This is a genomic window from Paenirhizobium daejeonense (genome assembly GCF_014280875.1).
Taxonomy (GTDB): Bacteria; Pseudomonadota; Alphaproteobacteria; order Rhizobiales; family Rhizobiaceae; genus Allorhizobium; species Allorhizobium daejeonense.
In genome coordinates, this window is record NZ_JACLAL010000004.1 from 275,002 (window position 1) to 297,463 (window position 22,462).

The following is a 22,462-nucleotide window of genomic DNA, read 5'->3' on the forward strand; positions in this document are numbered from 1 at the left end:
CCTGCATAGGGTCACCGTACCCGCCTTTGCCTGACATCTCCGATTGGTTTTCCGATGCCCTCCCTGCCTGCAATCCTCGCCTTTGCCTTGATCTGCCTCGGCATGGTCCTGACGCCGGGGCCGAACATGATCTATCTGGTGTCACGATCCATCTGTCAGGGACCGGCCGCCGGCCTCGTTTCTCTCGGTGGCGTGGCGCTCGGCTTCGTCTTCTACATGCTGATGTCGGCGCTTGGCATTACGGTTCTCATCATGGCCGTGCCTTTCGCCTATGATGTCCTGAAGTTTGCAGGTGCGGCCTATCTGTTGTGGATGGCATGGCAGGCGTTGAAGCCGGGCGGACGTTCGCCCTTTCAGGTTCGCGACTTGCCGAAGGATAGCCCAGCCAAGCTCTTCGTCATGGGTCTTGTGACCAATCTTCTCAATCCGAAGGCGGCCGTTCTCTATCTCTCGCTGCTGCCGCAATTCGTGGATCCCGCCAAGGGCAGTGTTCTCCTGCAGTCGGTGGTGCTGGGAAGCACGCAGATCGCCATCAGCGTCACGGTCAATGCCATGATTGCGCTGATGGCGGGCTCGATTGCCATTTTCCTTGCCGGCCGTCCCTTCTGGATGGTCGTGCAACGCTGGCTGATGGGAACGGTGCTTGCTGCGCTCGCCCTGCGGATGGCGACCGAAGCGCAGCGCTGAGCAATCAGAGAACCGGGCGCATGAAGCTGCGGTCGTAGCTCAGGATGCAGCGTGTCTCCTCGGCATAGGCAAAGGCGGCCTTGCACTCTTCATCTTCGGCCATGCGGGTTCTGTAGACTTCGTATTCGGCAAGCGAAGGGAAGGTGAACAGCGCAAGCGCGATGTTGTTTGCCCCCTCGGATGGCAGGAAATAGCCGTGATGGGTGCCGCCAAGCCGGTTGACGAGAGGGATCCAGAGCTTCGCATAGTGCTCGAACTCGGCAAGCTTGTAGGGATCGATGACATAGCGAAGGCTGCAGGTGATCATGCACGGTTTTCCTTTGTGCGGGGTGTGTTGAGAAACGGCGGCGCCCAGTTGAGCGTGGCGGCGATGGCGGCAAGCAGGATGCCGGCAGCTCCCGCCGCCTGCGTTGCGGTTAGCACGTGGCCGAAGGCGAAGATATCCACGAGCACGGCGACGACCGGATAGAGAAATGACAGCGTGCCGGTCAGCGCGACCGGAAGCCGCTGGATGGCGCTGTAGAGCAGGGCATACATCAGGCCGGTATGCACGAAGCCGAGCGTCGCGAGCATCGACCATGTGGCCGGTGTGGAAGGCAGCGATGTCCAGTCCGCAAGCGGAGCCAGCATGACGGCCCCGGTCGCCACCTGAACCAGTGCGATCAGCTGCGGCGGCGTACCCTTGAGCTGGCGGGCGGCGAGTGCGGCAAGCGCATAGCAGAAGGCGGCCGTCAGCGAGAGCAGGATGCCGAGAAGATATCCGGACGGCCCGGCCACTGTCCCGACCTGAGCGCCGCCCATCGTCATCGCCACCGTTCCGGCAAAAGCGACGACCAGCCAGAAGACCTTGCTACGCGAGATCTTCTCCCCGAGAAACACCACGCCCAGGCTGACCAGCAGGAAGGGCTGTACGTTGTAGACGATCGTGGCAACGGAAATGGAGGCAAGAGGATAGGCGGAAAAGAGTGCCAGCCAGTTCAGGACCAGCGCCACGCCGCCCGCAATCGCCAGCATCAGGCGCCGTCGGTTGAATGCATCAAGGCGCAAATGGCCGCCAAGCCGGCAGATCAGAAGCAGTGCCGGAAGACCGAACAGGCAGCGCCAGAAGACGACGTTGACGGGCGGCTCGCCCGACATCACCACGAACCAGCCGATGGTTCCCGACATCGCCATGGCGGCGGTCATTTCCCAAATTCCCCGTCGTGATGCGTCGGCCATCGTTTTCTCCTTTGCGATGGCTGCATACTATTACGGTCTTTCGCGATATTGCTGCGCTGCGATTAGGCTGATAGTCTCATCTGGATAATTTCCTTAGGAGAATGAAACGTGGAGGCTTATCTTTCTCTGGATGCTGCGGACCGTAGGATCGTCGAGGCGCTGGCCGAGGATGCACGCATTTCGCTGAAGGAACTTGCGGTGAAAGCGGGTCTTTCATCACCCAGTTGTTCGGAACGGCTTCGCCGGCTCGAGGAAAGGGGCGTGCTCACCGGCTATAGCGCGGATGTGGAGCTTGAAGCGCTCGGTTATCCCCTGCAGGCGATTGTCCGGGTTCGCCCGCTGCCGGGCATGCTGCATATCGTCGAGCGGATCATTCAGGAGACGCCCGAGATCACCGAATGCGACAAGGTGACGGGCGACGATTGCTTCATCTGCCGCATGGCCGTGCGCAGCATGACCGATCTGGACCGCATCCTCGACCGCGTCGTGGAGCGGGCGCAGACGAATACGTCGATGATCAAGTCGACCCCGGTGAAGCGACGCCTGCCGCCGCCGGTCGGTTGAGCACTTCTCAGAATTCCGCCATAGGGGAAATACAGGTCGGCCCGCTTGGAAACAGTTCGTCCCGCGCGCGCATCATGAAGGCTTCCGATCCGCTGCCCTCGATCACCGTCGGTTCCCATGAAAGCCGATCCGGCGGAACGAGCGTCTCGACGGACGCAGGTGCGATGCCGAGGGCCGCGATAATTTCAGCGAGTGACGGAATGCGAGAGCCGGCGATGTCGAGAAGCTGGAACGCTCCATTATCCGTCATCCGCCACACGACGACGGCTTCGCCATCGGCGAGCAGGGAAAGCGAGATATCTTCGATCAGATGGCAGTTCAGTAGGAACATCAGCCGCTGGTCGGCAACGGCAAAGCGGCTGGAAACCGGCATGCGGTCGGCCAGAAGCTTTCGCAGCAGATCGAGATCCCTGTTGATGTCGAGCAGGCGGGCCGGCCGTGGCGTTCCGGATATTGCCGGCGTAGGCCCCTTGAAGCTGTATTGCGGCAGGATGCGGAAGCCGTGAGGCGTATAGAGACCGGGCTTGTCCGTGTAGAGCACGATGGCCTCCAGGCCCCGCTCCTCGCAACGATCGAGCGTGATGCGAATAAGGTCCTGATAGAGGCCGCGGCCGCGATATTCGGGCCGCACTGCGCCGGATTGCCAGCCGGCGGCCTTGATGACGCGTCCGTCGATCATCAACGGCATGGAAAAGGCGCTGAGATTAGCGATGCAGCGTCCGTCGCCGTCGAAATAGGCCGAAGGAAAGCTGGTGCGGTCATGGCCACCCAAACCGTCGAGCGCACTTATATCGACATTGAAGATATCGATGAGCAGCGTCTTGATCGCCAACCATCCCGCCGGATCGTCGAAATAATCCTGACGAAAGAAGAGGCCCGACCGGTCAGACAATTTCCGGTCAGCAGGGCGCTTTTCAGACGGGTTCATGCCACGCCGGTGGAGCCGAAGCCGCCTGCGCCGCGATCGGTGGTGGAAGCCTCGGTCGTTTCCTGAACCCGCACCTGCGTCACCGGGGCGATGATCGTCTGGGCGATGCGCATGCCGCGGGTGATCTCGAAAGGCTCGTCGCCGAGGTTGATGAGCAGCACCTTCACCTCGCCGCGATAATCGCTGTCGATGGTGCCGGGCGTGTTGAGGCAGGTGATGCCGTTTTTGAAGGCAAGGCCGGAACGTGGCCGGATTTGCGCCTCGAACCCTTCCGGGATTTCCATGACGAAGCCGGTCGGAACTAGCGCGCGCTGTCCGGGCGCAAGCGTCATCGGCTGGTCGTCGGCAACGGCGGCTCTAAGGTCCATGCCGGCGGCGCCAGCGGTCTCGTAGGCGGGCAGCGGCAGATCCTGTCCATGCGGCAGGCGGACGAGCTTGAGGGTGGGGCGAATGTCGTTATGGATGTTCATGCGTCCATTAGTTTGCGCGCGAAAGCCTCAGGTCAATTGCATTGCCGGGCTTTAGTCGCTAGATACGCGGCAATTCCACAGGATTCACACTCATGGCTGAAACGCTCGCAGAGGCGGTATCCCGCCGCCGCACTTTCGCGATCATCGCGCATCCGGACGCCGGCAAGACCACGCTTACCGAAAAGCTGCTGCTGTTCGGCGGCGCGATCCAGCTCGCCGGTGAGGTCAAGGCCAAAAAGGATCGCATCCAGACCCGTTCGGACTGGATGAAGATCGAGCGCGAGCGCGGCATCTCGGTCGTCACCTCGGTGATGACCTTCGAATATGAAGGCAATGTCTTCAACATTCTCGATACGCCAGGTCACGAGGACTTCGCCGACGATACCTATCGCACGCTGACGGCCGTCGACGCGGCCGTCATGGTCATCGATGCCGCCAAGGGTATCGAGCCGCGGACGCTGAAGCTCTTCGAAGTCTGCCGCATGCGCGACATCCCGATTATCACCTTCATCAATAAGATGGACCGCGAAAGCCGCGATCCATTCGAGATTCTGGACGAGGTCGAGGAAAAGCTGGCGCTCGATACTGCGCCCATCACATGGCCGGTCGGCCGTTCCAAGACCTTCTGCGGCTCCTACAATCTTGCGGACAACACCTATCGCGGCTCCGACACGCAGGTCGAGCCGACGCCGGTCAATGGCCCGCAGGCGGTGGCGGATCATCTGCCGGAAAACGAGCGCCAGGTCTTCATCGACGAGCTGGAACTTGCCCGCGAGGCCTGCCGTCCCTTCGACCGCGAGGCTTTCCTCGAGGGGCACATGACCCCGGTCTTCTTTGGCTCGGCCCTGAAGAATTTCGGTGTTCGCGACCTCATCAACGCTCTCGGTGCATACGCGCCGCCGCCGCGCGACCAGGTGGCCGATATCCGCACCGTCCATGCGGCGGAAGACAAGATGACGGCCTTCGTCTTCAAGATCCAGGCCAACATGGACCCGAACCATCGCGACCGCATCGCCTTTGCCCGTATCTGCTCGGGCAAGCTGGAGCGCGGCATGAAAGCAAGGCTCGCACGCACCGGCAAGCAGCTCGGTCTCACCGCGCCGCAGTTCTTCTTCGCCTCCCAGCGCCAGCTTGCCGATACGGCCTATGCCGGCGACGTGGTCGGCATTCCCAACCACGGCACGCTGCGTATCGGTGACACGCTGACCGAGGGTGAACCGCTGGTATTCCAGGGTGTGCCGAACTTCTCGCCTGAAATCCTGCGCCGCGTGCGCCTGGAAGATGCGATGAAGGCGAAGAAGCTCAAGGAAGCCCTGCAGCAGATGGCGGAAGAGGGCGTTGTCCAGCTCTTCCAGCCGGAAGACGGTTCGCCCGCCATCGTCGGCGTCGTCGGCGCTCTGCAGCTCGACGTTCTGAAGGAACGTCTGTCTGCGGAATATGGCCTGCCTGTTTCCTTCGAAATGTCGCGCTTTTCGGTCTGCCGCTGGATTTCGGCCGAGCAGGTGGCCGATCTGGACAAGTTCATGTCGTCCCACCGCGGCGATATCTGCCGCGATCTCGACGGCGACCCGGTCTTCATGGCGCAGGACGGCTTCTCGCTGCGTTACGAATCCGAACGCTCTCCGGCCATCAAGATGGTCGCAATCAAGGAATATCACGTCGCCAAGGCGGCGTGATATCGGCTTCATCCGTTCTAACGGGGTTGGTCAGACTTCCCTGACGATCCGCATCTCGCCGGCCTTGTCGAGATGCACCGTCATGCCTTCATAGGATGAGATCGTCGGGTGGGACGTGTCCATCCTGTGGCTGTGGGTTGCGGTGACGACCATTACATCAGCCCCTGCGGCTTCAGCGGCCTTCACGCCTGCCGTCACATCCTCGAACACGAGGCAGCGAGACGACTGAACGTCGAGATTTCGCGCTGCGAGCAGATAGCCGGCTGGGTCCGGCTTGCCGATCTTCACATCCTCTGCGGTGATGATTCTTGGCGGCTGCGGCAGGCCGGCGGCCTCGATCCGCGCCCTTGCGAGCGCGACGGGCGCTGATGTCACGATGGCCCAGCGCGACGACGGCAGCGCGTTGAGAAAATCGACTGCGCCGGGAATTGGCAGAACACCCTCGACATCCTCGATCTCGCCGCGCTCGATTTCCAGCGCTTCCGCTTCGACATCGATGCCCGGCAGGCCAAGGCCTCGGATGGTGTCGATGCCGCGCTTGCCGTGCATCGTCGGCAGGAAGGCCTCGACATCGAGCCCCTGTCGTTCGGCCCACCGGCTCCAGACCCGCTCGGCCGCGGCAATGGAGTTGAGCAGCGTGCCGTCCATGTCGAAGAGGAAGCCGGCATAGCGCTTGTCGAAGATTGTCGTTCCGCTGGTGGTCAATTTCGGCTCCTCGAGGCAGGTGATCGCGATTGGCAAGGAGATAGCCGGTTTTGACTGAGGCGGCAAACGCCTGAGGTTCAAAACCGCGTGGGGGAGCGGGGCGTTCGTTTCCGTTCGACTTTCCAAAGCATGTCGCGCTGAACGCCTGTCCTGATTGAGTTTCATCCCCCGGGGTGACAGCCGGCGTTGCGCGGTCTATAACGGCATCGTTGAGAGACAGGGGCGCTCGTCGCAAGACGGGCTGAGACGTACCCTTCGAACCTGAACCAGATAATGCTGGCGGAGGGAGTCGCTCGGGACCGCTCACCCGTCTTCGTGACTCTCGCGTTCCCGCCGATTTGCCCCGCCTGAAAGGGGCAAATGAACGAGATCCAGTTTCCCGGAAACCTGCTGCGCGAAATGCGCGAGGCCGCACCACTGGTGCAATGCATCACCAATTACGTCGCGATGAACATTGCCGCCAATGTGCTTCTGGCCGCAGGCGCATCGCCTGCCATGGTCCATGCGGAAGAGGAGGCCGGCGAATTCGCGGGCTTTGCCGGCGCGCTCACCGTCAATATCGGCACAGCCTCGCCGCAATGGATTGCCGGCATGAAAGCCGCGATCGGCGGGGCGACGGCTGCCCGCCGGCCATGGGTGCTCGACCCGGTCGCCCATTTCGCAACCGCCTATCGCCGCAGGGCGACAGCCGAGCTTCTGGCGCTCGCCCCGACGGTGATCCGCGGCAACGCATCCGAAATCATCTCCCTTGCAGGCGGCACGAGCAGCGCGAAAGGCGTCGATAGCCGCGATCCGGTGGAGCTTGCCGAGGAAGCGGCGAATGAACTGGCGGAGCGTCAGGTATGCGTCGTCGCGGTTACCGGCGCAACCGACTTCGTCACCGATGGCCGCCATGCGGTCAGGCTCTCCGGCGGCTCAGTGCTGATGCCGAAGGTAACGGCGCTCGGTTGCTCGCTCACATGCCTTGTCGGCGCCTATGCCGCCATCCGTCCGGAAGATCCGCTTTCGGCAACCGTCGCAGCTCTCGCGCATTTTGCCGTGTCCGGCGAAAGGGCGGCTTCGGGATCGGATGGTCCGGGTTCCTTCGGCTGGCGTTTCCTTGACGCGCTTGCTGCTCTCACTCCCGAGGCTCTGGACGGTGAAGCGAGGATCGAACGGCTATGAAAAACGTCGATCTCTCCCTCTATCTTGTCCTCGACCCGGTTCTCTGCGAGCCGATCGGCATGGTGGAAACGGCACGGCTCGCCGTTGCCGGCGGCGCGACGCTGGTGCAACTGCGCGACAAGAAGGCAACGACGCACAAGATGATCGAGACCGGTCGAGCGCTGAAAGCCGCTCTCGCCGGCTCGGGCGTGCCGCTCATCGTCAACGACGATGTCGAGGCCGCGATTGCCATCGGCGCTGACGGTGTGCATGTCGGCCAGAACGACATGCCGGTCGCCGAGGTCCGCAGGCTGATCGGGCCGAACATGATCCTCGGCCTCTCCATCGGCAGCGTCGAACTTGCCAATGCGCTCGATCCGTCGGTCGTGGATCATGTCGGTGTCGGGCCGGTTTTCCCCACCTCGACCAAGCCCGGCCATCCCCCGGCGATCGGTTTCGAAGGACTTGCGGCAGTCACCGCGGCAAGCCCGGTGCCGGTCGTCGGTATCGGCGGGCTGAAACTTCAGCATGTCGTTGATACGCTTGCGACGGGTGCTGCCGGCCTTGCCGTCGTCTCTGCCATCTGCGGCCAGCCGGACCCGGCATCGGCGACCATGGAGCTCGCAGGGGCGATCCGGAGGGCGCGCCGATGATCCCCAACGTGCTGTCCATCGCCGGCTCCGATCCTTCGGGCGGAGCCGGCATTCAGGCCGATCTCAAGACCTTCTCGGCCCTCGGTGTCTACGGCATGGCCGCGCTGACGGCGCTGACGGCCCAGAACACCACGGGCGTCTCCGGCGTGCATGCCGTGCCGGCCGAATTCGTGGCCGACCAGATCCGCATGGTCTTTGCCGATGTGCGGGTCGATGCGGTGAAGATCGGCATGATTGCCAATGCCGGCATTGCCCGCGCGGTTGCCGGTGTGCTGGAGGATCATCCTGATGTGCCAGTGGTGCTCGATCCGGTGATGATCGCAAAGGGTGGGACGGCCCTTCTCGACGCATCGGCGGTCACCGCATTGACCGAATGCCTGCTGCCGCTGGCGACACTGCTGACGCCGAACCTGCCGGAGGCCGCGGCCTTGCTCGGCGTGGAAGAGGCTCTCGACCGGGCGACCATGGCGGAACAGGGCGCGGCTCTGGTCGCGCTCGGTCCCGCCGCCGTTCTGGTCAAGGGCGGGCATCTCGAAGGGCCTGAAAGCCCGGATGTTCTCGTCGCGAAAGAGGGGACGCACTGGTTCGAGGCGCCGCGTTTCTTGACGAAGAACACCCATGGCACCGGCTGCTCGCTGTCGAGCGCAGTCGCCGCCGGTCTTGCCAAAGGGCTGCCCCCGACAGACGCCATTGCCGCCGCGAAATCCTGGCTTGCTGGAGCAGTCGCGGCCTCGGGCGATCTTTCCGTCGGTTCCGGCCATGGGCCGGTACATCATTTTCATAGTCTCTGGCCGTCGAGCCCTACGGCATCTTCGAATCGAGCGTGATGTCCTCGCCATCGACGGCGAAGGTGCCGTAGCCCTTGTGGTGAATTGTTTTCGGTGAAGGTCTGGCTGGATCGTGCCAGGCCTTCACCACTTCCAAAACGAAGAGGTTGTAGCGTTCGACGAAATCCTGATCGACGACCTTGCATTCAAGATTGGCAAAGCACTCTGCGATCAATGGCGCGGAAACCTTCGCCGCCGGCAGCGGTGTCAATCCGATCTCGGCAAATTTGTCGATATCACGACCGGAGCAGTTGCCGGCCGCGACCACCTTTTCGGCGATCTCGACGGAGGGAATGGCGATCACGCATTCCTCCGTCTTCGCCAGCGCGATGAAGCTGTAATCGGCCCCGCTAACGATGCAGGCGATCCGCGGCGGGGTGAATTCCATCATCATGTGCCATGACATGGTCATGACATTGGCCTTGCCGTCATGGCGCGTTGTAAGCAGCACGACGGGGCCAGGTTCGATGAGCTGATAGGCTTTGGAAAGAGGAAAGTCCTTCATGATCTCACCTCGAAGTTTCCCTTGCCCCGCCGGTAACTTTCCATCCAGGCACGATAGGCTTCCGCATCGCCATATTCCAGGAAACTCTCGAACAGCGGGTGCGGATCTGCTGATCGGCGGGCATGCTTGATCGGACACCAGAAGCGTTCGGTGCGTCCGGCGATCTCACGTGCATAGGCGATCACGCCATTGGCATAACCGCAATAGATACAGTTCAGCTTTTCGATAGCGTTGAGATAGGCGAGATGCTGGCGGTCGATGATGACGTGATCGCGGCGTCGCACGAGATCGATGCCATAGACCCGGAAGCAGATGTGTTGGTAGATCGTGACGGATAGGTCAAGGAAGACGAGCGGCACGATCAGGGCATAGATGACGGGCGCAGTCAGCAGGTAGGCGATGCGCGCACCCGTAAGGTAGCGCCAGATGCCGGTGCGATAACGGGCCTGCCAATCGCGCATGTCCTCTTCAAATCTGACCTTGCCCTGTTCGAGCCGGTAGCGGAATTGCTGTCGTTGTACTTCGATGCGGCGGTCGAGCTCCGCCTCGAATTCCTCCTGCGCGCCCTTTAGTCTCTCCCGCAACTCGTTCAGAATGGAATCGGCCATGTCTGCCCCTGTCATACTTAGCTACGGCTTAGATGCTGTTGCTGGTAGACTAGGCTTTGTCCCTGGCGCTGTCGACAGTCGAAGATGCAGCAACGCCGGGCCTTGCCCGACGTTGGAGGTTGTCGTCTTGGAAGGCAGCCGTCAGTGGTCGGCCTTGATGAAGGTACCGTTTTGCAGCTCGCGCATGGCCTGCATCAGCTCTTCGCGCGTGTTCATCACGATCGGCCCATGCCACGCGACCGGCTCCTTGATCGGCTTGCCGGTCACGAGCAGGAAGCGGATGCCCTCATCGCCGGCCTGCACGGTCACTTCGTCGCCGGTGTCGAACACCACGAGCGTCCGGTTGCCCGAGAGATCGCGGATATTCAGCTCCTCTCCCTGATACTCCTTTTCGACCTTGACGCCGAAGGGCTTCGAAGCGTCGCGGAAGGTGCCGGACCCCGCGAAGATATAAGCGAAAGCCGAGCGATAGGTGTCGACAGGAATGCTCTTGCGCTTGCCCGGCGGCACGGAAATATCGAGATAGACCGGCTCCGCCGCGATCCCGTCGACCGGGCCGCTCTTGCCCCAGAAGTTGCCGGAGATCACCCGGACCGACGTGCCGTCGTCATCGACCACGACGGGGATATCCGCCGACTTGATGTCCTGATAGCGCGGCGCTGTCATCTTCAGCGACGAGGGCAGGTTGGCCCAGAGCTGGAAGCCGTGCATCTTGCCGGCGAAATCGCCCTTCGGCATTTCCTGGTGCATGATGCCGCTGCCGGCGGTCATCCATTGCAGGTCGCCTGCGCCGAGCAGGCCCTGATTGCCGAGGCTGTCGCCATGCTCGACGGTGCCGGCGAGCACATAGGTGATCGTCTCGATGCCGCGATGCGGATGCCAGGGGAAGCCGCGGATATAATCCGACGGGTTGTCGTTCCTGAAATCGTCCATCATCAGGAAGGGGTCGGTCATCGACGGATCGCCGAAACCGAAGACGCGGTGCAGCTTCACGCCGGCGCCTTCCATGGTGGGCATTGCGCGGCTCTCATGCTTGACGGGGCGAATGGACATTGTTCCTGCTCCTTTGGGGCGCGTTTCTCACTTGGCGACCAATATAGTCGAACCTTGGCCCCGCCGAAGGGGTGCGGCGGGAACGCAGTGTTCACAAAACGAAATGCCGCAGTGCAAAAAGTGATTGCCGGCACTGTTAGAATTCTGTCATCAATAATGCAGGTGTTTATACTTCGCTAACTATTCAGGCGAAAACTGGCGGGATCGATATGCCCGCCTTTTCGCAACGGCAACCGCTCTGGCCGGCGGTCCATGGAGTACAGGAAGAATGTGTCGCTGGGCAGCCTACCGCGGAGAAGCCATCTATCTCGAAGAGCTGGTCACCTCTCCCGCCCATTCCCTGATCGAACAGTCTCATTGCGCCACGCGCGCCAAGACGGCAACCAATGCCGATGGCTTCGGCCTTGCCTGGTATGGCGACCGGCCCGAGCCCGGCCGCTTTCGCGACGTGTTGCCTGCCTGGTCCGACTGCAACCTTAAGAGCCTCGCCCGCCAGATCCGTTCGCCGCTGTTCCTCGCCCATGTGCGGGCGGCGACCCATGGCGCCACTCGCCGAGACAACTGCCATCCCTTCGTCAACGGCAGCTGGACCTTCATGCATAACGGCCAGATCGATCATTTCGACCGGCTGCGGCGTCCGATGGAAACCATGCTCGACGACGAGCATTTCCATGCCCGTTCGGGGACCACCGATTCCGAGCTCCTGTTCCTGCTCGCCCTGCAATTTGGCCTGCGCGAGCGTCCGCTGGCGGCGGTGGCCGAAGCGGTGGGTTTCGTAGAGCAGATGAGCCTGCAACTTACAGACACGGCGAGGGTGCGCTTTACCGCGGCCTTCTCCGATGGCCGCACCCTTTATGCGGTGCGCTACGCCACCGACGCCCAGGCGCCTACACTCTATGCAGCGCCGATGGGCGGCAAGGGCGGTTACTGCCTCGTGTCCGAACCGCTGAACGACGAGACCGACACGTGGGTGGAAATCCCTGACGGCAGCGCCGTAATCCTGAGCGAGGACGGGTTGGATGCCGTGGCCTTCGAGCCCAGCCTGACGGCCGTCCCGGCCAGCGCACAGGCTGCCGAGTAAGGCCTGCTTCGCGTCAGGTGAGTGGAACAATGCCGAGTTCGGTACGCGCCTTTTTGGTCAGACCTGCCGCCACGAGGTCGTAGGATCGCTTCACATAGTGCTCGATTTCCTCGGGCTTCAGGGGCGATCCATCCGTGATTGAAACCCATTTCCGTTTGGCGAAATACGGCGCCTGATCGATCCCGTCGAGTGCGGTCAGGATTTCGAAGCTTTCTTCCGAACACTTGACCGTTATGCGGTTGTCGCCTTGGTTCAGTGCGATAAGGGCAAAAACCTTGTCACCCACTTTGGCAACGCGCGATTCCCATTGGTCGAGAAGGGTCACGCCCGGAAAACCGGAGACGAAAGCATCAAAGCCCGCAGATCCGAAAAGTTTCGTGGTCGTCATGCTCCGCCAAGCCTTTCCGCAATCAGGGCGGCCAGACGCTCGGCCACTTCCTCCTTGGCCAGATCCGGCCAGACATCGATGCCGGCCGCGGAAATGATCTTCACACTGTTGCGGGTGCCCCCCATGATACCCGTCTCAGTGGAAACGTCATTGGCGACGATCAGGTCGGCGCCTTTCTTCTCAAGCTTGATGCGGCCGTTTTGCTCGACATCCTGGGTCTCAGCCGCGAAGCCGACGACGACCTTCGGGCGTTTCTCGTGATGCCCGACGGTCTTCAGGATATCGGGGTTTTCGGTCAGTTGGAGAGGAGCAGGGCCTTCGCCCGGCTTCTTCTTGATCTTCTGGTCGGCCGATGTCGCTACACGCCAGTCCGCGACGGCGGCGACCATGACCGCGATATCGGCCGGCAAATGAGAAATCACCGCATCCCGCATCTCTTCCGCACGCTCGACATGAAGCGTGGTGACGCCGGCCGGATCGGGGATCGTGACGGGACCGGAAACCAGCGTGACCTCGGCGCCGAGCTTCGCCAAGGCGGCCGCGATCGCATGGCCCTGCCGTCCCGAGGAGCGGTTGGCAATGTAGCGCACCGGGTCGATAGGTTCATGCGTCGGACCCGAGGTCACGATGGCCTTCCGGCCGGCAAGAGGTTTGGGGCGTTCATCGAACTGGGTTTCGACAGCCGCGACGATGTCGAGCGGTTCGGCCATGCGACCAAGGCCGCTTTCGCCGCTTTCCGCCATTTCGCCAGCCATCGGGCCGATGAAGCCGATGCCATCGCCGCGAAGGGTCGCGACGTTGCGGCGCGTCGCGGCATTCGCCCACATCTTCGGGTTCATGGCCGGCGCCAGCAGGACCGGCCGGTCGGTTGCGAGCAGAACCGCGGAAGCAAGATCGTTGGCAAGCCCGTTCGCCATCTTCGCCATCAGGTCGGCGCTGGCGGGGGCGACGACGATCAGGTCGCAATCACGCGCCAGCCGGATGTGGCCGACATCCTGTTCATCTTCGCGGGAGAATAGATCGGTATAGACATGGCTTGCCGAAAGCGCGCCGACGGCGAGCGGCGTCACGAACTGTTGGGCCGCCTCCGTCATCACGGGCCGCACCGATGCTCCCCGCTCCCCAAGACGGCGGATCAGGTCGAGGCTTTTGTAGGCGGCAATGCCGCCGGAGATGACGAGAAGGATGCGTTTCCCGGTTAAGCTCATGAAATGCCTCGACTGCCGGCCGTGTTTCCGGCGAACCTAGATCATCGCCCGACGTTTTGGAAGCAGCGACGGCAGGCGTCGTCAACCGATCTGGATGGCGATGGCGACGAGCGCGATGGCGATGACCCAGAGCGCCAGCCGGCCGAGACGACTGTGGCGTGCTTCGGCCTTGCCGATGGCTTCGGCGGTTGCCGCATCGAAGCGCAGGCCGTTTTCGCTCATCTGCATGACTTCGCTGTGGAATTTCTCCGTCTTTGCGGCAATTTCCGGAAGAGCCTCGGCCAGCCGGAAGGCGGCCTTCATGCCGTCCTTGAGATCGGTCGCGATCCGCTTCGGGCCGAGATTGTCGCGGATCCAGCCCGAGACGACCGGATCGGAAGCCTTCCACATGTTGAACTGCGGATTGAGAATGCGCGATACGCCCTCGACCACCACCATGGTCTTTTGCAGCATGACGAGTTCGGGACGGGTCTCCATGTCGAAGAGCTCAGTCACCTCAAAGAGCAGCGTCAAAAGCTTGCCCATGGAAATGGTTTCGGCCGGCTGGCCGTGGATCGGCTCGCCGATGGCGCGGATCGCCTGCGCGAAGCTCGCCATGTCGTGATGGGAAGGTACGTAGCCGGCTTCGAAATGCACTTCCGCCACACGCATATAGTCGCGGGTGATGAAGCCGTAGAGGATTTCGGCGAGGAAGCGCCGTTCCTTCTTGCCCAGCCGGCCGGCGATGCCCATGTCGACCGCGACAATGGTGCCATCGGGCGCGACGAAGAGGTTGCCGGGATGCATGTCGGCATGGAAGAAGCCGTCCCTGAGCGTATGGCGCAGGAAGGACTGGATCAGCGTATCGGCCAGATGGTTGAGATCGTGCCCGGCGGCCTTCAGCGCCTCGACATCCGACATCTTGATGCCGTCGATCCATTCCATCGTCACGACGTCGCGGCCGGTGCGTTCCCAGTCGACTTCTGGTACGCGGAAGCCGGGATCGTTGCGGGTGTTTTCCGCAATCTCGGAAAGGGCCGCGGCTTCAAGCCTCAGGTCCATCTCGACCTTGGTCGTCTGCTCCAGCGTCTTCGTGACCTCGACGGGCCTCAGACGGCGCGTATGCGGCAGGAAGCGCTCCTGCAGATGGGCAACGAGGTACATGGCCTCGAGATCGGCGGCGAAACGCTTGCGTACGCCGGGTCGGATCACCTTGACTGCAACCTTCTTGCGGCCGTTCGGCGTCTCGATTTCGGCGGGATGCACCTGGGCGATGGATGCCGCCGCGATCGGTTCGTTAAAGGTGACGTAAAGATCGTCGACCGTCCGTCCGAGCGATTCCCGGATAGAGGTCCTGGCCTCTTGCGTTGGGAAGAAGGCCATGCGGTCCTGCAGGCCGGAAAGGTCTTCTGCGAAGTCCGCGCCGACCACGTCCGGTCTGGTCGCGAGGAACTGGCCGATCTTCACATAGGAGGGCCCAAGCCGCTCGACAGCGCGGGCCAGCCGGTCGGAGCGCTCTTCCTGCCTCGCCCGCTTGCGTGTGAGGAGGCCAGCCGCCGATTTGGCAACGCCCACCATCGCCGGAAGCCCGTCTGACGGAAGGGCGGATACCACGCCTTCCCTGACCAGCACCCAGCCCACCCGCGCGAGGCGGAAATATGCTCCGATGGTGCTCATGAAGATCAGATTTTCCAGCCGGAATGCAGCGCGGCGATGCCGCCGGTATAGTTGGTGAAGGTGACGCGCGAGAAGCCGGCCTTCGAAATCATCGCTGCGAAATCGCGCTGGTTGGGAAACTTGCGGATCGATTCCACCAGGTACTGGTAGGGCTCGGCATCGCCGGTGATCATCTGGCCGAAGCGCGGGATCGCCTTGAACGACCACTCTTCATAGACGCGGTCGAGAAGCGGCATGTCGACTTCGGAAAATTCCAGAACCAGCAGCCGGCCGCCGCGCTTGAGCACGCGATAGGCTTCCTTCAGCGCCACGTCGATATGGGGAACGTTGCGGATGCCGAAGGCGATCGTATAGGCGTCGAAGCTGTTGTCCTCGAAAGGCAGGCTTTCGGCATTCGCCTCGACGAAGGTCAGGTTCTCGGAGAGCCCCTTCTTGGCCGCCCGTTCGGCACCCACGCCGAGCATGGAGCCATTGATATCGAGCACCGTGACATGGGCAAGCCGGCCGGAGGCCTCGACGATGCGGAAGGCGATGTCGCCGGTGCCGCCGGCAACGTCCAGAGACCGGTAGGTCGGGTCTTTGCGCGGATTGACGGCAGCAACCATCGCATCTTTCCAGACCCGATGCAGGCCGGCGGACATCACGTCGTTCATGATGTCGTAGCGCTTGGCGACCTTGTGAAAGACTTCGTTGACCAGACCCTGCTTCTCGCCATCCGCGACCTCGCGGAAGCCGTAGGAGGTTTCCATGCCGCCTTCGGCGGACGTCCGGCTCTCGGCCATCAATTCACTCCATCTCGTTCTTGGTCGAAAAGACCATAGCGAAAACGCCCCGGGCGCGCTATCTCCGGGCCTGATATCGGCGGCGGAGCCATTGCGCTGGTCTATAGACCGTTAAGGCCGCCGTTCAAACAGAAAGATGGGTCTCAATGCCGGAATTGCCAGAGGTCGAAACGGTCAGGCGGGGATTGTCACCAACCATGGAAGGCGCCGTCATCCGCCAGCTGGAGCTGCGCCGTCCCGACCTGCGCTTTCCCCTGCCGCGGGAATTTGCCGCACGCCTTCAAGGTCGGCGGATCATTGCGCTGTCGCGCCGCGCCAAGTACCTCCTGATCGACCTCGACGACGGTGCGACCGTGATTGCCCACCTCGGCATGTCGGGTTCGTTCCGTATAGAGGCTGGAGAGGCAGGCGTTATGCCTGGAGATTTCCATCATCCGCGCTCCAAGAATGAGAAACACGATCACGTGATCTTTCATCTGGACGGGGCCGATGGAGGCTCCCGCGTCATATACAACGACCCACGCCGTTTCGGCTTCATGGACCTGACCACGCGCAACGAACTGGATATCTATCCGGCCTTTCGTGATCTCGGGCCGGAGCCGGTCGGAAACGAGCTTTCGGCCGATTATCTGGCCAGCCGTTTTGCCGGCAAGCAGCAGCCGTTGAAGAGCGCGCTCCTCGACCAGAAGGTGATAGCCGGCCTCGGCAATATATATGTCTGCGAGGCGCTGTGGCGGTCGCATCTTTCACCGGAACGCGCAGCCGCCACGCTGGTGACGCCCACGGGCCGGCCCAAGCAGCAATTGCTGGTGCTGACGGAGGCGATCCGCGCCGTCATCGCCGATGCCATCGCCGCGGGCGGTTCTTCGCTTCGCGATCATATCCAGACAGATGGAACCCTCGGCTATTTCCAGCACAGTTTCAGTGTCTATGATCGGGAGGGTTCATCCTGCCGGACGCCGGACTGCAGCGGTAACGTCGAGCGTATCACGCAGGCTGGACGGTCGAGCTTCTATTGCCGCATCTGCCAGAAATGAGGAAGCAAGGGAGAGAATGTCGATGAGTTACGAGACGATACTGCTGGAAACCCGCGGCCGGGTTGCGCTGATCACGCTCAACCGCCCGCAGGCGCTGAATGCGCTGAACTCGACCGTGATGAACGAACTGCGCCAGGCGCTGGCGGCGATCCAGGCCGACAAGGCCATCGGTGCCGTTGTGCTGACCGGCTCGGAAAAGGCCTTCGCCGCTGGCGCCGATATCAAGGAGATGCAGGGGCTCGATTTCGTCGATGCCTATCTCGGTGACTTCATCAGCGGCTGGGATGACATTGCGGGCTTCCGCAAGCCGTTGATCGCAGCCGTCTCCGGCTTTGCGCTCGGCGGTGGCTGCGAACTCGCCATGATGTGCGACTTTATCATCGCATCGAAGACGGCGAAGTTCGGCCAGCCGGAAATCACGCTGGGCGTTATTCCCGGCATGGGCGGCACCCAGCGTCTCACGCGGGCCATCGGCAAGGCCAAGGCCATGGATCTCTGCCTGACCGGCCGCATGATGGATGCGCATGAAGCCGAAGTCGCAGGGCTCGTTGCCCGCGTGGTGGAATATGAAAGGCTGGTAGAGGAGGCGGTCGCCGCCGCCGAGAAGATCGCAGGCTTTTCCCAGCCGGCCGTCCGCATGGCGAAGGAAGCCGTCAACCGGGCCTTCGAGCAGACGCTGGGCGAGGGATTGCGCTCCGAACGGCGTATGTTCCATTCCCTGTTCGCGACGGAAGACCAGAAGGAAGGCATGGCCGCTTTCGTCGAGAAGCGAAAGGCGGACTTCCAGAACCGCTGACGGATCGAGCGGGACGGCGATTTCGTTGAAATTGCGCGTTGACGGAACTCCGCTTTCCCGCTATATGCCCGCCCACGGTTGGAAAAGTCGCTGGCTTTTCCGAAATGAGCTCCCCAATAGCTGAATTGGCAGGTCGCAACGACCCGACGCGGCGTTGGAGGAGATAGGTTTGAATTCGAAGAGAGGCATCCATGGCCAATACAACTTCGGCGAAGAAGGCGACCCGCAAGATCGCTCGCCGCACTGCAGTCAACAAGGCTCGCCGCTCGCGGGTACGTGGTTTCATTCGCAAGGTTGAAGAAGCAATCGCCTCCGGCGATGCAACGCTCGCCAAGGACGCACTGAAGGCAGCCCAGCCGGAACTGCAGCGCGCAGCCACCAAGGGCGTGGTTCACGCCAACACCGCTTCGCGCAAGATCTCGCGTCTTGCCCAGCGCGTGAAGGCTCTGTCCGCCTAATTTCAGACGCAATTTTGACATTTTGAAAAAGCCTGGCTGAAAAGCCGGGCTTTTTCTGCTGTCCGGCTAACTATCTCCTCCGGTTGTATCGTTTGACGATTGCGTGTCACTGAGGTGACATAAAAAATCGTTTAATTTCAAAAGGTTATCGGAGGATCTTTGCGAGGAGAGCGCTTTACTTAAGGGCAGGCGGCCTCGCTTTCGAGTCAAGGACTTTTTATTTTCGCGGCGATTTTTTGTGGCGTAAGTTCGGCTTTTTCGGAATCCCGTTGATTCAAAAGCGATTCTTTTCCCGCGAAAATGTGACGCTCAAATCGAGGCCTGGGAGTCAATGCCCGGCGCTTAATTTTGCGTAAAATTCACTGTTGATCTTGGCTTTTGATCCTGCCTTAATGATCTCCAACAGGGTGCGCGGAGCCAGTCTCCTGAGCAGTCTTAGCCGGCAAAGCTGGCGGTCGAGACACTCACCGTTCCCTGGGCGGAATCACAGCATTCCGCTTTTTCAGACAGTGTCGATTTTACGCCGGGAGCCCATGGTTTCCGTGCCGGAGTAGTTTTGTCTTGTGAGCCGGTCGCTCAGGCCGGCGATAGTGCGAAGAAGGAGTATACGGCAGCCGCCGGGGTTCATGTCGAGGATGAACGGCCGGAGGCTGGTGGTGCACGGCGGATGACCCAGTGGCTGGGGTGGTCGTGCACGACAGTGGGGGCGCCGGATCCATCGCATGATGCGATGTGATCTGTGGCGCGGGGCTGAGGCAGTTGCCGGGCGCGTTACAAAGACGCCCGGCGCGAATGATAAGTTTTGGAAGGCGGCAAAATGCAAATGAATACTTTGACGGCCGGTGCGGTGGTAAACGGGGACCACGCACACACGGCGGTAGGCGCCGTGCGCTCTGAAGGAGCAGGAGAAAACACTGAAATGAAGCGTGATGTCCTGTTTGAGCGGTTCAGCCAGCGGCTGAAGGCTCAGGTTGGTCCGGACGTTTACGCGAGCTGGTTTGGTCGGCTTAAGCTTCATTCGGCGTCGAAGAGCGAAATTCGCCTTACGGTGCCGACTACGTTCCTGAAATCGTGGATCAACAATCGTTATCTCGATCTGATCACCAACATCTTCCAGCAGGAAGACCCGGCGATCCTGAAGGTCGAGATCCTTGTGCGCAGCGCAAGTCGTAACACGACGACGCGCAGCCCTGCTGTCGAAGATCGCGCCCCTGCCGTGGATGCTGCTCCGGCTGCACCTGCGCGCAAGTCTTCGGCCCAGCCTGTCGGCCAGATCGCTCCCGTTTCCGGCAATGCCGCCGCTGCACGCGTTGCGACGAATGGCCCGCTCTTCGGCTCTCCGCTCGATTCCCGCTATACCTTTGATGGCTTCATCGAAGGCGCTTCGAACCGTGTTGCCCTTGCCGCGGCAAAGACGATTGCCGAAGCCGGTGCCGGTGCCGTTCGCTTCAATCCGCTCTTCATTCACTCCTCCGTCGGCCTCGGCAAGACGCATCTCCTGCAGGCCATCGCCAATGCGGCGATCCAGAGTCCGCGTGCGCCTCGCGTGGTCTATCTGACGGCTGAATACTTCATGTGGCGTTTTGCCACCGCGATCCGTGACAACGATGCCCTGACCCTCAAGGACTCGCTCCGGGCGATCGACCTCCTGATCATCGACGACATGCAGTTCCTGCAGGGCAAGATGATCCAGCACGAGTTCTGCCATCTCCTGAACATGCTGCTCGACAGCGCCAAGCAGGTCGTCGTCGCCGCCGACCGTGCGCCTTGGGAGCTGGAATCGCTGGACCCTCGCGTCCGATCCCGCCTTCAGGGTGGTGTGGCAATCGAAATGGAAGCGCCTGACTACGATATGCGCTTCGAGATGCTGAAGACCCGACTGGAAGCTGCCAAGAAGGATGACTCGTCGCTCGACATTCCGCAGGAAATCCTGTCGCATGTCGCTCGCAACGTTGCGAGCAGCGGACGCGATCTTGAAGGTGCCTTCAATCAGCTGATCTTCCGTCGCTCCTTCGAGCCCAATCTCTCGGTGGAGCGTGTGGATGAACTATTGGCTCATCTGGTTGGCGCTTCCGAACAGAAGCGCGTCCGTATTGAAGATATCCAGCGTATCGTCGCGCGCCATTACAATGTCTCGCGTCAGGAGCTTGTCTCCAACCGCCGTACCCGCGTCATCGTCAAGCCGCGCCAGATCGCCATGTATCTGTCGAAGACCCTGACCCCGCGTTCCTTCCCGGAAATCGGCCGACGCTTTGGCGGTCGTGACCACACCACCGTGCTCCATGCCGTTCGCAAGATCGAGGAGTTGGTTTCCGAGGACACCAAGCTCAGCCACGAGATCGAACTTCTCAAGCGGCTGATCAACGAGAACAATGCCTGATGAGACTGGGCCGGTAGCGATACCGGCCTTTTCTTTTGTCAGCATGAAGCCTTCAAATGAGTCCCTCGATGAACAGGCCAATTCCCTTCTATGATGAAAACGCCGAGACCTATGCCGGCCGGTCGCGAAACTTGCCGACCGAACGTCTTGAGGTATTCGCCAGGCAGGTTACGGCGGGTGGCGCGATCCTTGAGCTTGGCTGTGGAGCCGGTGAGGATAGCGAGTGGCTGGCCGCAAGAGGTTTCGTGGTCACCCCGACGGACGGTTCGTCCGGCATGGCTGCGGAAGCCGAAAAACGGCTCGGCCGCCCGGTCCGTGTCATGCGTTTCGATGAGCTTGATGAGGTAAATGTCTATGACGGCGTGTGGGCCTGCGCCTGCCTGCTGCATGTACCCCGAGCCGGTCTTTCCGATGTGCTGGCGCGCATCCGTCGCGCGCTAAGGTCAGGTGGGGTCTTCTACGCGAGCTACAAGGCAGGCGAAACGGAAGGATCCGACCGTTTCGGGCGACATTACAATCGTCCCTCGTCGGAATGGCTTTCCAATGCCTATCGCGATGCTGGCTGGCCGGAGCCTTCAATCGAACGTGTCATGGGCGGCGGTTATGACGGCGAGCCGACCGAGTGGCTTCATGTGACCGCGATCGCGTGAGGAGAGCCGGTTCCGGCAAGATCCTCAGACTTGCTGCTTTCCTCGACCAGCCATTGACGGACGGCTGCCACGGCTGATCGCTCCAGCGCGAGTGACGGATAGACCAGATAGTAGGCGAAACGACTGCGGATCGCGGTACTGAAGGGGCTGACGAGCCGCCCTTGTTTGAGATCATGTTCGACAAAACCTCGACGCAGCAGGGCAAAGCCGAGGCCGGCCCGCGCCGCTTCCAGCGCACCGTTGCTGTCGGGGGCGATCACCGGCCCCTTGCGCCAGTCGATATCCGTAGCACCGGCGGCTTCGAGCCACAGCCTCCAATCGTTGCGATCGACATCATGGATCAGCATCTGCGGCTTCAATCGTGATGGCGCGGTTTCCGGGCCGAGAGTGGCGGCAAGTGTCGGCGAGCAGACAGCAATCAGGTCGTCGGCGATCAGCCTTTCGCTCGCAAGTCCCGGATAGGCACCAAGCCCATGCCGCACGGCGAGATCGACGCCGTCCTTCTGGAAATCCACGAGCCGTCCCGTCGTGCCGATCCGAAGATCGATATCCGGAAACGCCGTCTGGAATTCCTCCAGGCGTGGCATCAGCCATTGGATCGCAAAGCCCGTGGTGCAGCTCAACGTCACGACGTCAGGCTGAAGTTTCCGTCTGATCGCACCGGTCGCCTCGCGCATCAGCCGAAAGGCTATCCTCAGTGTCGAGAAGTAATCGGCACCCGCCTCAGTCAGCGAAAGCCGCCGCGGATGCCGTTCGAAGAGCGCAAGACCGAGCGTCGTTTCTAGCTCCCGCACCTGCAGGCTAACGGCGCCCGGCGTCACATGCAGTTCTTCCGCGGCAAGTGTCATGCTCAGATGGCGCGCCGCAGCTTCGAACGCGCGAAGGCCGGAAAGGGAGGGAAGCGTTTCGTTCATGATTTAGAAAAACTCGTTCATAGGTCGAGATCGTCTCGTTTGTCATCGGGATAATGAAGAAATAACAGATCTATA

Annotated in this window: 25 protein-coding genes and 1 riboswitch; of the genes, 12 read left to right on the plus strand and 13 right to left on the minus strand. The window is 61.6% G+C overall.

Annotation, left to right across the window (positions count from 1 at the left end; genetic code table 11):
* Positions 1–54 precede the first annotated feature (54 nt).
* The gene (locus tag H4I99_RS11160; protein ID WP_099056333.1) at positions 55–687 is read left to right on the plus strand and encodes a LysE family translocator; all 633 of its coding nucleotides are present in this window, start codon (positions 55–57) and stop codon (positions 685–687) included.
* Between the two features lie 4 nt (positions 688–691).
* On the opposite strand, the gene H4I99_RS11165 is transcribed toward H4I99_RS11160, so the two are convergent.
* Entirely contained in the window at positions 692–994 is a 303-nt protein-coding gene (locus H4I99_RS11165; protein WP_163903013.1) for an NIPSNAP family protein, read from the minus strand.
* Positions 991–1,905, minus strand: coding sequence for a DMT family transporter (locus H4I99_RS11170; RefSeq protein WP_163903015.1), 915 nt, complete (start codon positions 1,903–1,905; stop codon positions 991–993). The genes H4I99_RS11165 and H4I99_RS11170 overlap by 4 nt, the downstream gene beginning before the upstream one ends.
* Before the next feature lie 108 nt (positions 1,906–2,013).
* On the opposite strand from H4I99_RS11170, the gene H4I99_RS11175 reads away from it, so the two are divergent.
* Entirely contained in the window at positions 2,014–2,469 is a 456-nt protein-coding gene (locus H4I99_RS11175; RefSeq protein ID WP_163903017.1) for an Lrp/AsnC family transcriptional regulator, read from the plus strand.
* Positions 2,470–2,476: 7 nt separating this feature from the next.
* On the opposite strand, the gene H4I99_RS11180 is transcribed toward H4I99_RS11175, so the two are convergent.
* Complete coding sequence (locus H4I99_RS11180) at positions 2,477–3,361, minus strand: GNAT family N-acetyltransferase (protein ID WP_244625033.1); 885 nt, start codon at positions 3,359–3,361, stop codon at positions 2,477–2,479.
* 32 nt (positions 3,362–3,393) lie between these two features.
* Positions 3,394–3,867 (minus strand): dUTP diphosphatase, encoded by a 474-nt coding sequence (gene dut, locus H4I99_RS11185; RefSeq protein WP_163903021.1) that lies wholly within the window; start codon positions 3,865–3,867, stop codon positions 3,394–3,396.
* A 92-nt stretch (positions 3,868–3,959) separates the two neighbouring features.
* On the opposite strand from dut, the gene H4I99_RS11190 reads away from it, so the two are divergent.
* A complete protein-coding gene (locus H4I99_RS11190; protein WP_163903023.1) occupies positions 3,960–5,543 on the plus strand; it encodes a peptide chain release factor 3 in 1,584 nt (527 codons plus the stop codon).
* Positions 5,544–5,573: 30 nt separating this feature from the next.
* On the opposite strand, the gene H4I99_RS11195 is transcribed toward H4I99_RS11190, so the two are convergent.
* The gene (locus H4I99_RS11195; RefSeq protein WP_244625035.1) at positions 5,574–6,248 is read right to left on the minus strand and encodes an HAD-IA family hydrolase; all 675 of its coding nucleotides are present in this window, start codon (positions 6,246–6,248) and stop codon (positions 5,574–5,576) included.
* A gap of 208 nt (positions 6,249–6,456) precedes the next feature.
* Positions 6,457–6,553, plus strand: a riboswitch (TPP riboswitch).
* A 55-nt stretch (positions 6,554–6,608) separates the two neighbouring features.
* Between H4I99_RS11195 and thiM the strand changes: the two genes are divergently transcribed.
* Genes thiM through thiD form a run of 3 tightly spaced genes read left to right on the plus strand, consistent with a single transcriptional unit; the run spans position 6,609 to position 8,871 of the window.
* The gene (gene thiM, locus H4I99_RS11200) at positions 6,609–7,412 is read left to right on the plus strand and encodes a hydroxyethylthiazole kinase (RefSeq protein WP_163903025.1); all 804 of its coding nucleotides are present in this window, start codon (positions 6,609–6,611) and stop codon (positions 7,410–7,412) included.
* Positions 7,409–8,044, plus strand: coding sequence for a thiamine phosphate synthase (thiE, locus tag H4I99_RS11205; protein ID WP_163903027.1), 636 nt, complete (start codon positions 7,409–7,411; stop codon positions 8,042–8,044). Before thiM ends, thiE begins: the two co-directional genes overlap by 4 nt.
* Entirely contained in the window at positions 8,041–8,871 is an 831-nt protein-coding gene (gene thiD / locus H4I99_RS11210; RefSeq protein WP_163903029.1) for a bifunctional hydroxymethylpyrimidine kinase/phosphomethylpyrimidine kinase, read from the plus strand. The genes thiE and thiD overlap by 4 nt, the downstream gene beginning before the upstream one ends.
* Here thiD and H4I99_RS11215 read toward each other — a convergent pair.
* The 3 genes from H4I99_RS11215 to H4I99_RS11225 form a co-directional block, all read right to left on the minus strand.
* On the minus strand, positions 8,846–9,376 hold the full coding sequence (locus H4I99_RS11215; RefSeq protein ID WP_163903031.1) for a flavin reductase family protein: 531 nt from the start codon (positions 9,374–9,376) through the stop codon (positions 8,846–8,848). The two genes, thiD and H4I99_RS11215, sit on opposite strands and share 26 nt — an antisense overlap.
* Positions 9,373–9,984: a hypothetical protein gene (locus H4I99_RS11220; protein WP_163903032.1), complete on the minus strand. Its 612-nt coding sequence runs from the start codon at positions 9,982–9,984 to the stop codon at positions 9,373–9,375. Before H4I99_RS11220 ends, H4I99_RS11215 begins: the two co-directional genes overlap by 4 nt.
* A 141-nt stretch (positions 9,985–10,125) precedes the next feature.
* Positions 10,126–11,037: a pirin family protein gene (locus H4I99_RS11225; RefSeq protein ID WP_163903034.1), complete on the minus strand. Its 912-nt coding sequence runs from the start codon at positions 11,035–11,037 to the stop codon at positions 10,126–10,128.
* 268 nt (positions 11,038–11,305) lie between these two features.
* On the opposite strand from H4I99_RS11225, the gene H4I99_RS11230 reads away from it, so the two are divergent.
* Positions 11,306–12,118, plus strand: coding sequence for a class II glutamine amidotransferase (locus H4I99_RS11230; protein WP_163903036.1), 813 nt, complete (start codon positions 11,306–11,308; stop codon positions 12,116–12,118).
* A 13-nt stretch (positions 12,119–12,131) separates the two neighbouring features.
* Here H4I99_RS11230 and H4I99_RS11235 read toward each other — a convergent pair whose 3' ends face one another.
* The 4 genes from H4I99_RS11235 to ubiE all read right to left on the minus strand — a co-directional run bounded on the left by H4I99_RS11235 (position 12,132) and on the right by ubiE (position 16,152).
* The gene (locus tag H4I99_RS11235) at positions 12,132–12,506 is read right to left on the minus strand and encodes an MmcQ/YjbR family DNA-binding protein (RefSeq protein ID WP_163903038.1); all 375 of its coding nucleotides are present in this window, start codon (positions 12,504–12,506) and stop codon (positions 12,132–12,134) included.
* Positions 12,503–13,714 carry a bifunctional phosphopantothenoylcysteine decarboxylase/phosphopantothenate--cysteine ligase CoaBC gene (coaBC, locus tag H4I99_RS11240; protein ID WP_163903040.1) on the minus strand — a complete coding sequence of 404 codons (1,212 nt, stop codon included), beginning with the start codon at positions 13,712–13,714 and terminating at the stop codon, positions 12,503–12,505. Before coaBC ends, H4I99_RS11235 begins: the two co-directional genes overlap by 4 nt.
* 81 nt (positions 13,715–13,795) lie before the next feature.
* Positions 13,796–15,370, minus strand: coding sequence for a 2-polyprenylphenol 6-hydroxylase (gene ubiB, locus H4I99_RS11245; RefSeq protein WP_163903042.1), 1,575 nt, complete (start codon positions 15,368–15,370; stop codon positions 13,796–13,798).
* A 5-nt stretch (positions 15,371–15,375) separates the two neighbouring features.
* A complete protein-coding gene (ubiE, locus tag H4I99_RS11250; RefSeq protein WP_163903044.1) occupies positions 15,376–16,152 on the minus strand; it encodes a bifunctional demethylmenaquinone methyltransferase/2-methoxy-6-polyprenyl-1,4-benzoquinol methylase UbiE in 777 nt (258 codons plus the stop codon).
* A gap of 146 nt (positions 16,153–16,298) precedes the next feature.
* Between ubiE and mutM the strand changes: the two genes are divergently transcribed.
* From mutM to H4I99_RS11275, 5 genes are all read left to right on the plus strand, one after another.
* Positions 16,299–17,189 carry a bifunctional DNA-formamidopyrimidine glycosylase/DNA-(apurinic or apyrimidinic site) lyase gene (gene mutM, locus H4I99_RS11255; RefSeq protein ID WP_163903046.1) on the plus strand — a complete coding sequence of 297 codons (891 nt, stop codon included), beginning with the start codon at positions 16,299–16,301 and terminating at the stop codon, positions 17,187–17,189.
* Positions 17,190–17,211: 22 nt separating this feature from the next.
* Positions 17,212–17,985, plus strand: a complete 774-nt coding sequence (locus H4I99_RS11260; protein ID WP_163903048.1) for an enoyl-CoA hydratase — start codon at positions 17,212–17,214, stop codon at positions 17,983–17,985.
* Positions 17,986–18,176: 191 nt separating this feature from the next.
* Positions 18,177–18,443: a 30S ribosomal protein S20 gene (gene rpsT / locus H4I99_RS11265; protein ID WP_099056353.1), complete on the plus strand. Its 267-nt coding sequence runs from the start codon at positions 18,177–18,179 to the stop codon at positions 18,441–18,443.
* A gap of 817 nt (positions 18,444–19,260) precedes the next feature.
* Entirely contained in the window at positions 19,261–20,823 is a 1,563-nt protein-coding gene (dnaA, locus tag H4I99_RS11270; RefSeq protein WP_163903050.1) for a chromosomal replication initiator protein DnaA, read from the plus strand.
* A 68-nt stretch (positions 20,824–20,891) separates the two neighbouring features.
* On the plus strand, positions 20,892–21,473 hold the full coding sequence (locus H4I99_RS11275; RefSeq protein WP_163903053.1) for a class I SAM-dependent methyltransferase: 582 nt from the start codon (positions 20,892–20,894) through the stop codon (positions 21,471–21,473).
* Here the strand turns inward: H4I99_RS11275 and gcvA are convergent.
* On the minus strand, positions 21,452–22,387 hold the full coding sequence (gene gcvA, locus H4I99_RS11280) for a transcriptional regulator GcvA (protein ID WP_163903055.1): 936 nt from the start codon (positions 22,385–22,387) through the stop codon (positions 21,452–21,454). The genes H4I99_RS11275 and gcvA overlap by 22 nt on opposite strands.
* Positions 22,388–22,462: the final 75 nt, after the last annotated feature.

Coding starts and splice junctions, on each gene's coding strand:
- rpsT (WP_099056353.1), top strand. CDS start 18,177: ATGGCCAATACAACTTCGGCGAAGAAGGCGACCCGCAAGATCGCTCGC.
- H4I99_RS11170 (WP_163903015.1), bottom strand. CDS start 1,905: ATGGCCGACGCATCACGACGGGGAATTTGGGAAATGACCGCCGCCATG.
- H4I99_RS11230 (WP_163903036.1), top strand. CDS start 11,306: ATGTGTCGCTGGGCAGCCTACCGCGGAGAAGCCATCTATCTCGAAGAG.
- thiD (WP_163903029.1), top strand. CDS start 8,041: ATGATCCCCAACGTGCTGTCCATCGCCGGCTCCGATCCTTCGGGCGGA.
- thiE (WP_163903027.1), top strand. CDS start 7,409: ATGAAAAACGTCGATCTCTCCCTCTATCTTGTCCTCGACCCGGTTCTC.
- coaBC (WP_163903040.1), bottom strand. CDS start 13,714: ATGAGCTTAACCGGGAAACGCATCCTTCTCGTCATCTCCGGCGGCATT.
- ubiE (WP_163903044.1), bottom strand. CDS start 16,152: ATGGCCGAGAGCCGGACGTCCGCCGAAGGCGGCATGGAAACCTCCTAC.
- gcvA (WP_163903055.1), bottom strand. CDS start 22,387: ATGAACGAAACGCTTCCCTCCCTTTCCGGCCTTCGCGCGTTCGAAGCT.
- mutM (WP_163903046.1), top strand. CDS start 16,299: ATGCCGGAATTGCCAGAGGTCGAAACGGTCAGGCGGGGATTGTCACCA.
- dnaA (WP_163903050.1), top strand. CDS start 19,261: ATGCAAATGAATACTTTGACGGCCGGTGCGGTGGTAAACGGGGACCAC.
- thiM (WP_163903025.1), top strand. CDS start 6,609: ATGAACGAGATCCAGTTTCCCGGAAACCTGCTGCGCGAAATGCGCGAG.
- H4I99_RS11220 (WP_163903032.1), bottom strand. CDS start 9,984: ATGGCCGATTCCATTCTGAACGAGTTGCGGGAGAGACTAAAGGGCGCG.
- ubiB (WP_163903042.1), bottom strand. CDS start 15,370: ATGAGCACCATCGGAGCATATTTCCGCCTCGCGCGGGTGGGCTGGGTG.
- H4I99_RS11160 (WP_099056333.1), top strand. CDS start 55: ATGCCCTCCCTGCCTGCAATCCTCGCCTTTGCCTTGATCTGCCTCGGC.
- H4I99_RS11215 (WP_163903031.1), bottom strand. CDS start 9,376: ATGAAGGACTTTCCTCTTTCCAAAGCCTATCAGCTCATCGAACCTGGC.
- H4I99_RS11235 (WP_163903038.1), bottom strand. CDS start 12,506: ATGACGACCACGAAACTTTTCGGATCTGCGGGCTTTGATGCTTTCGTC.
- H4I99_RS11225 (WP_163903034.1), bottom strand. CDS start 11,037: ATGTCCATTCGCCCCGTCAAGCATGAGAGCCGCGCAATGCCCACCATG.
- H4I99_RS11190 (WP_163903023.1), top strand. CDS start 3,960: ATGGCTGAAACGCTCGCAGAGGCGGTATCCCGCCGCCGCACTTTCGCG.
- H4I99_RS11260 (WP_163903048.1), top strand. CDS start 17,212: ATGAGTTACGAGACGATACTGCTGGAAACCCGCGGCCGGGTTGCGCTG.
- H4I99_RS11275 (WP_163903053.1), top strand. CDS start 20,892: ATGAACAGGCCAATTCCCTTCTATGATGAAAACGCCGAGACCTATGCC.
- dut (WP_163903021.1), bottom strand. CDS start 3,867: ATGAACATCCATAACGACATTCGCCCCACCCTCAAGCTCGTCCGCCTG.
- H4I99_RS11165 (WP_163903013.1), bottom strand. CDS start 994: ATGATCACCTGCAGCCTTCGCTATGTCATCGATCCCTACAAGCTTGCC.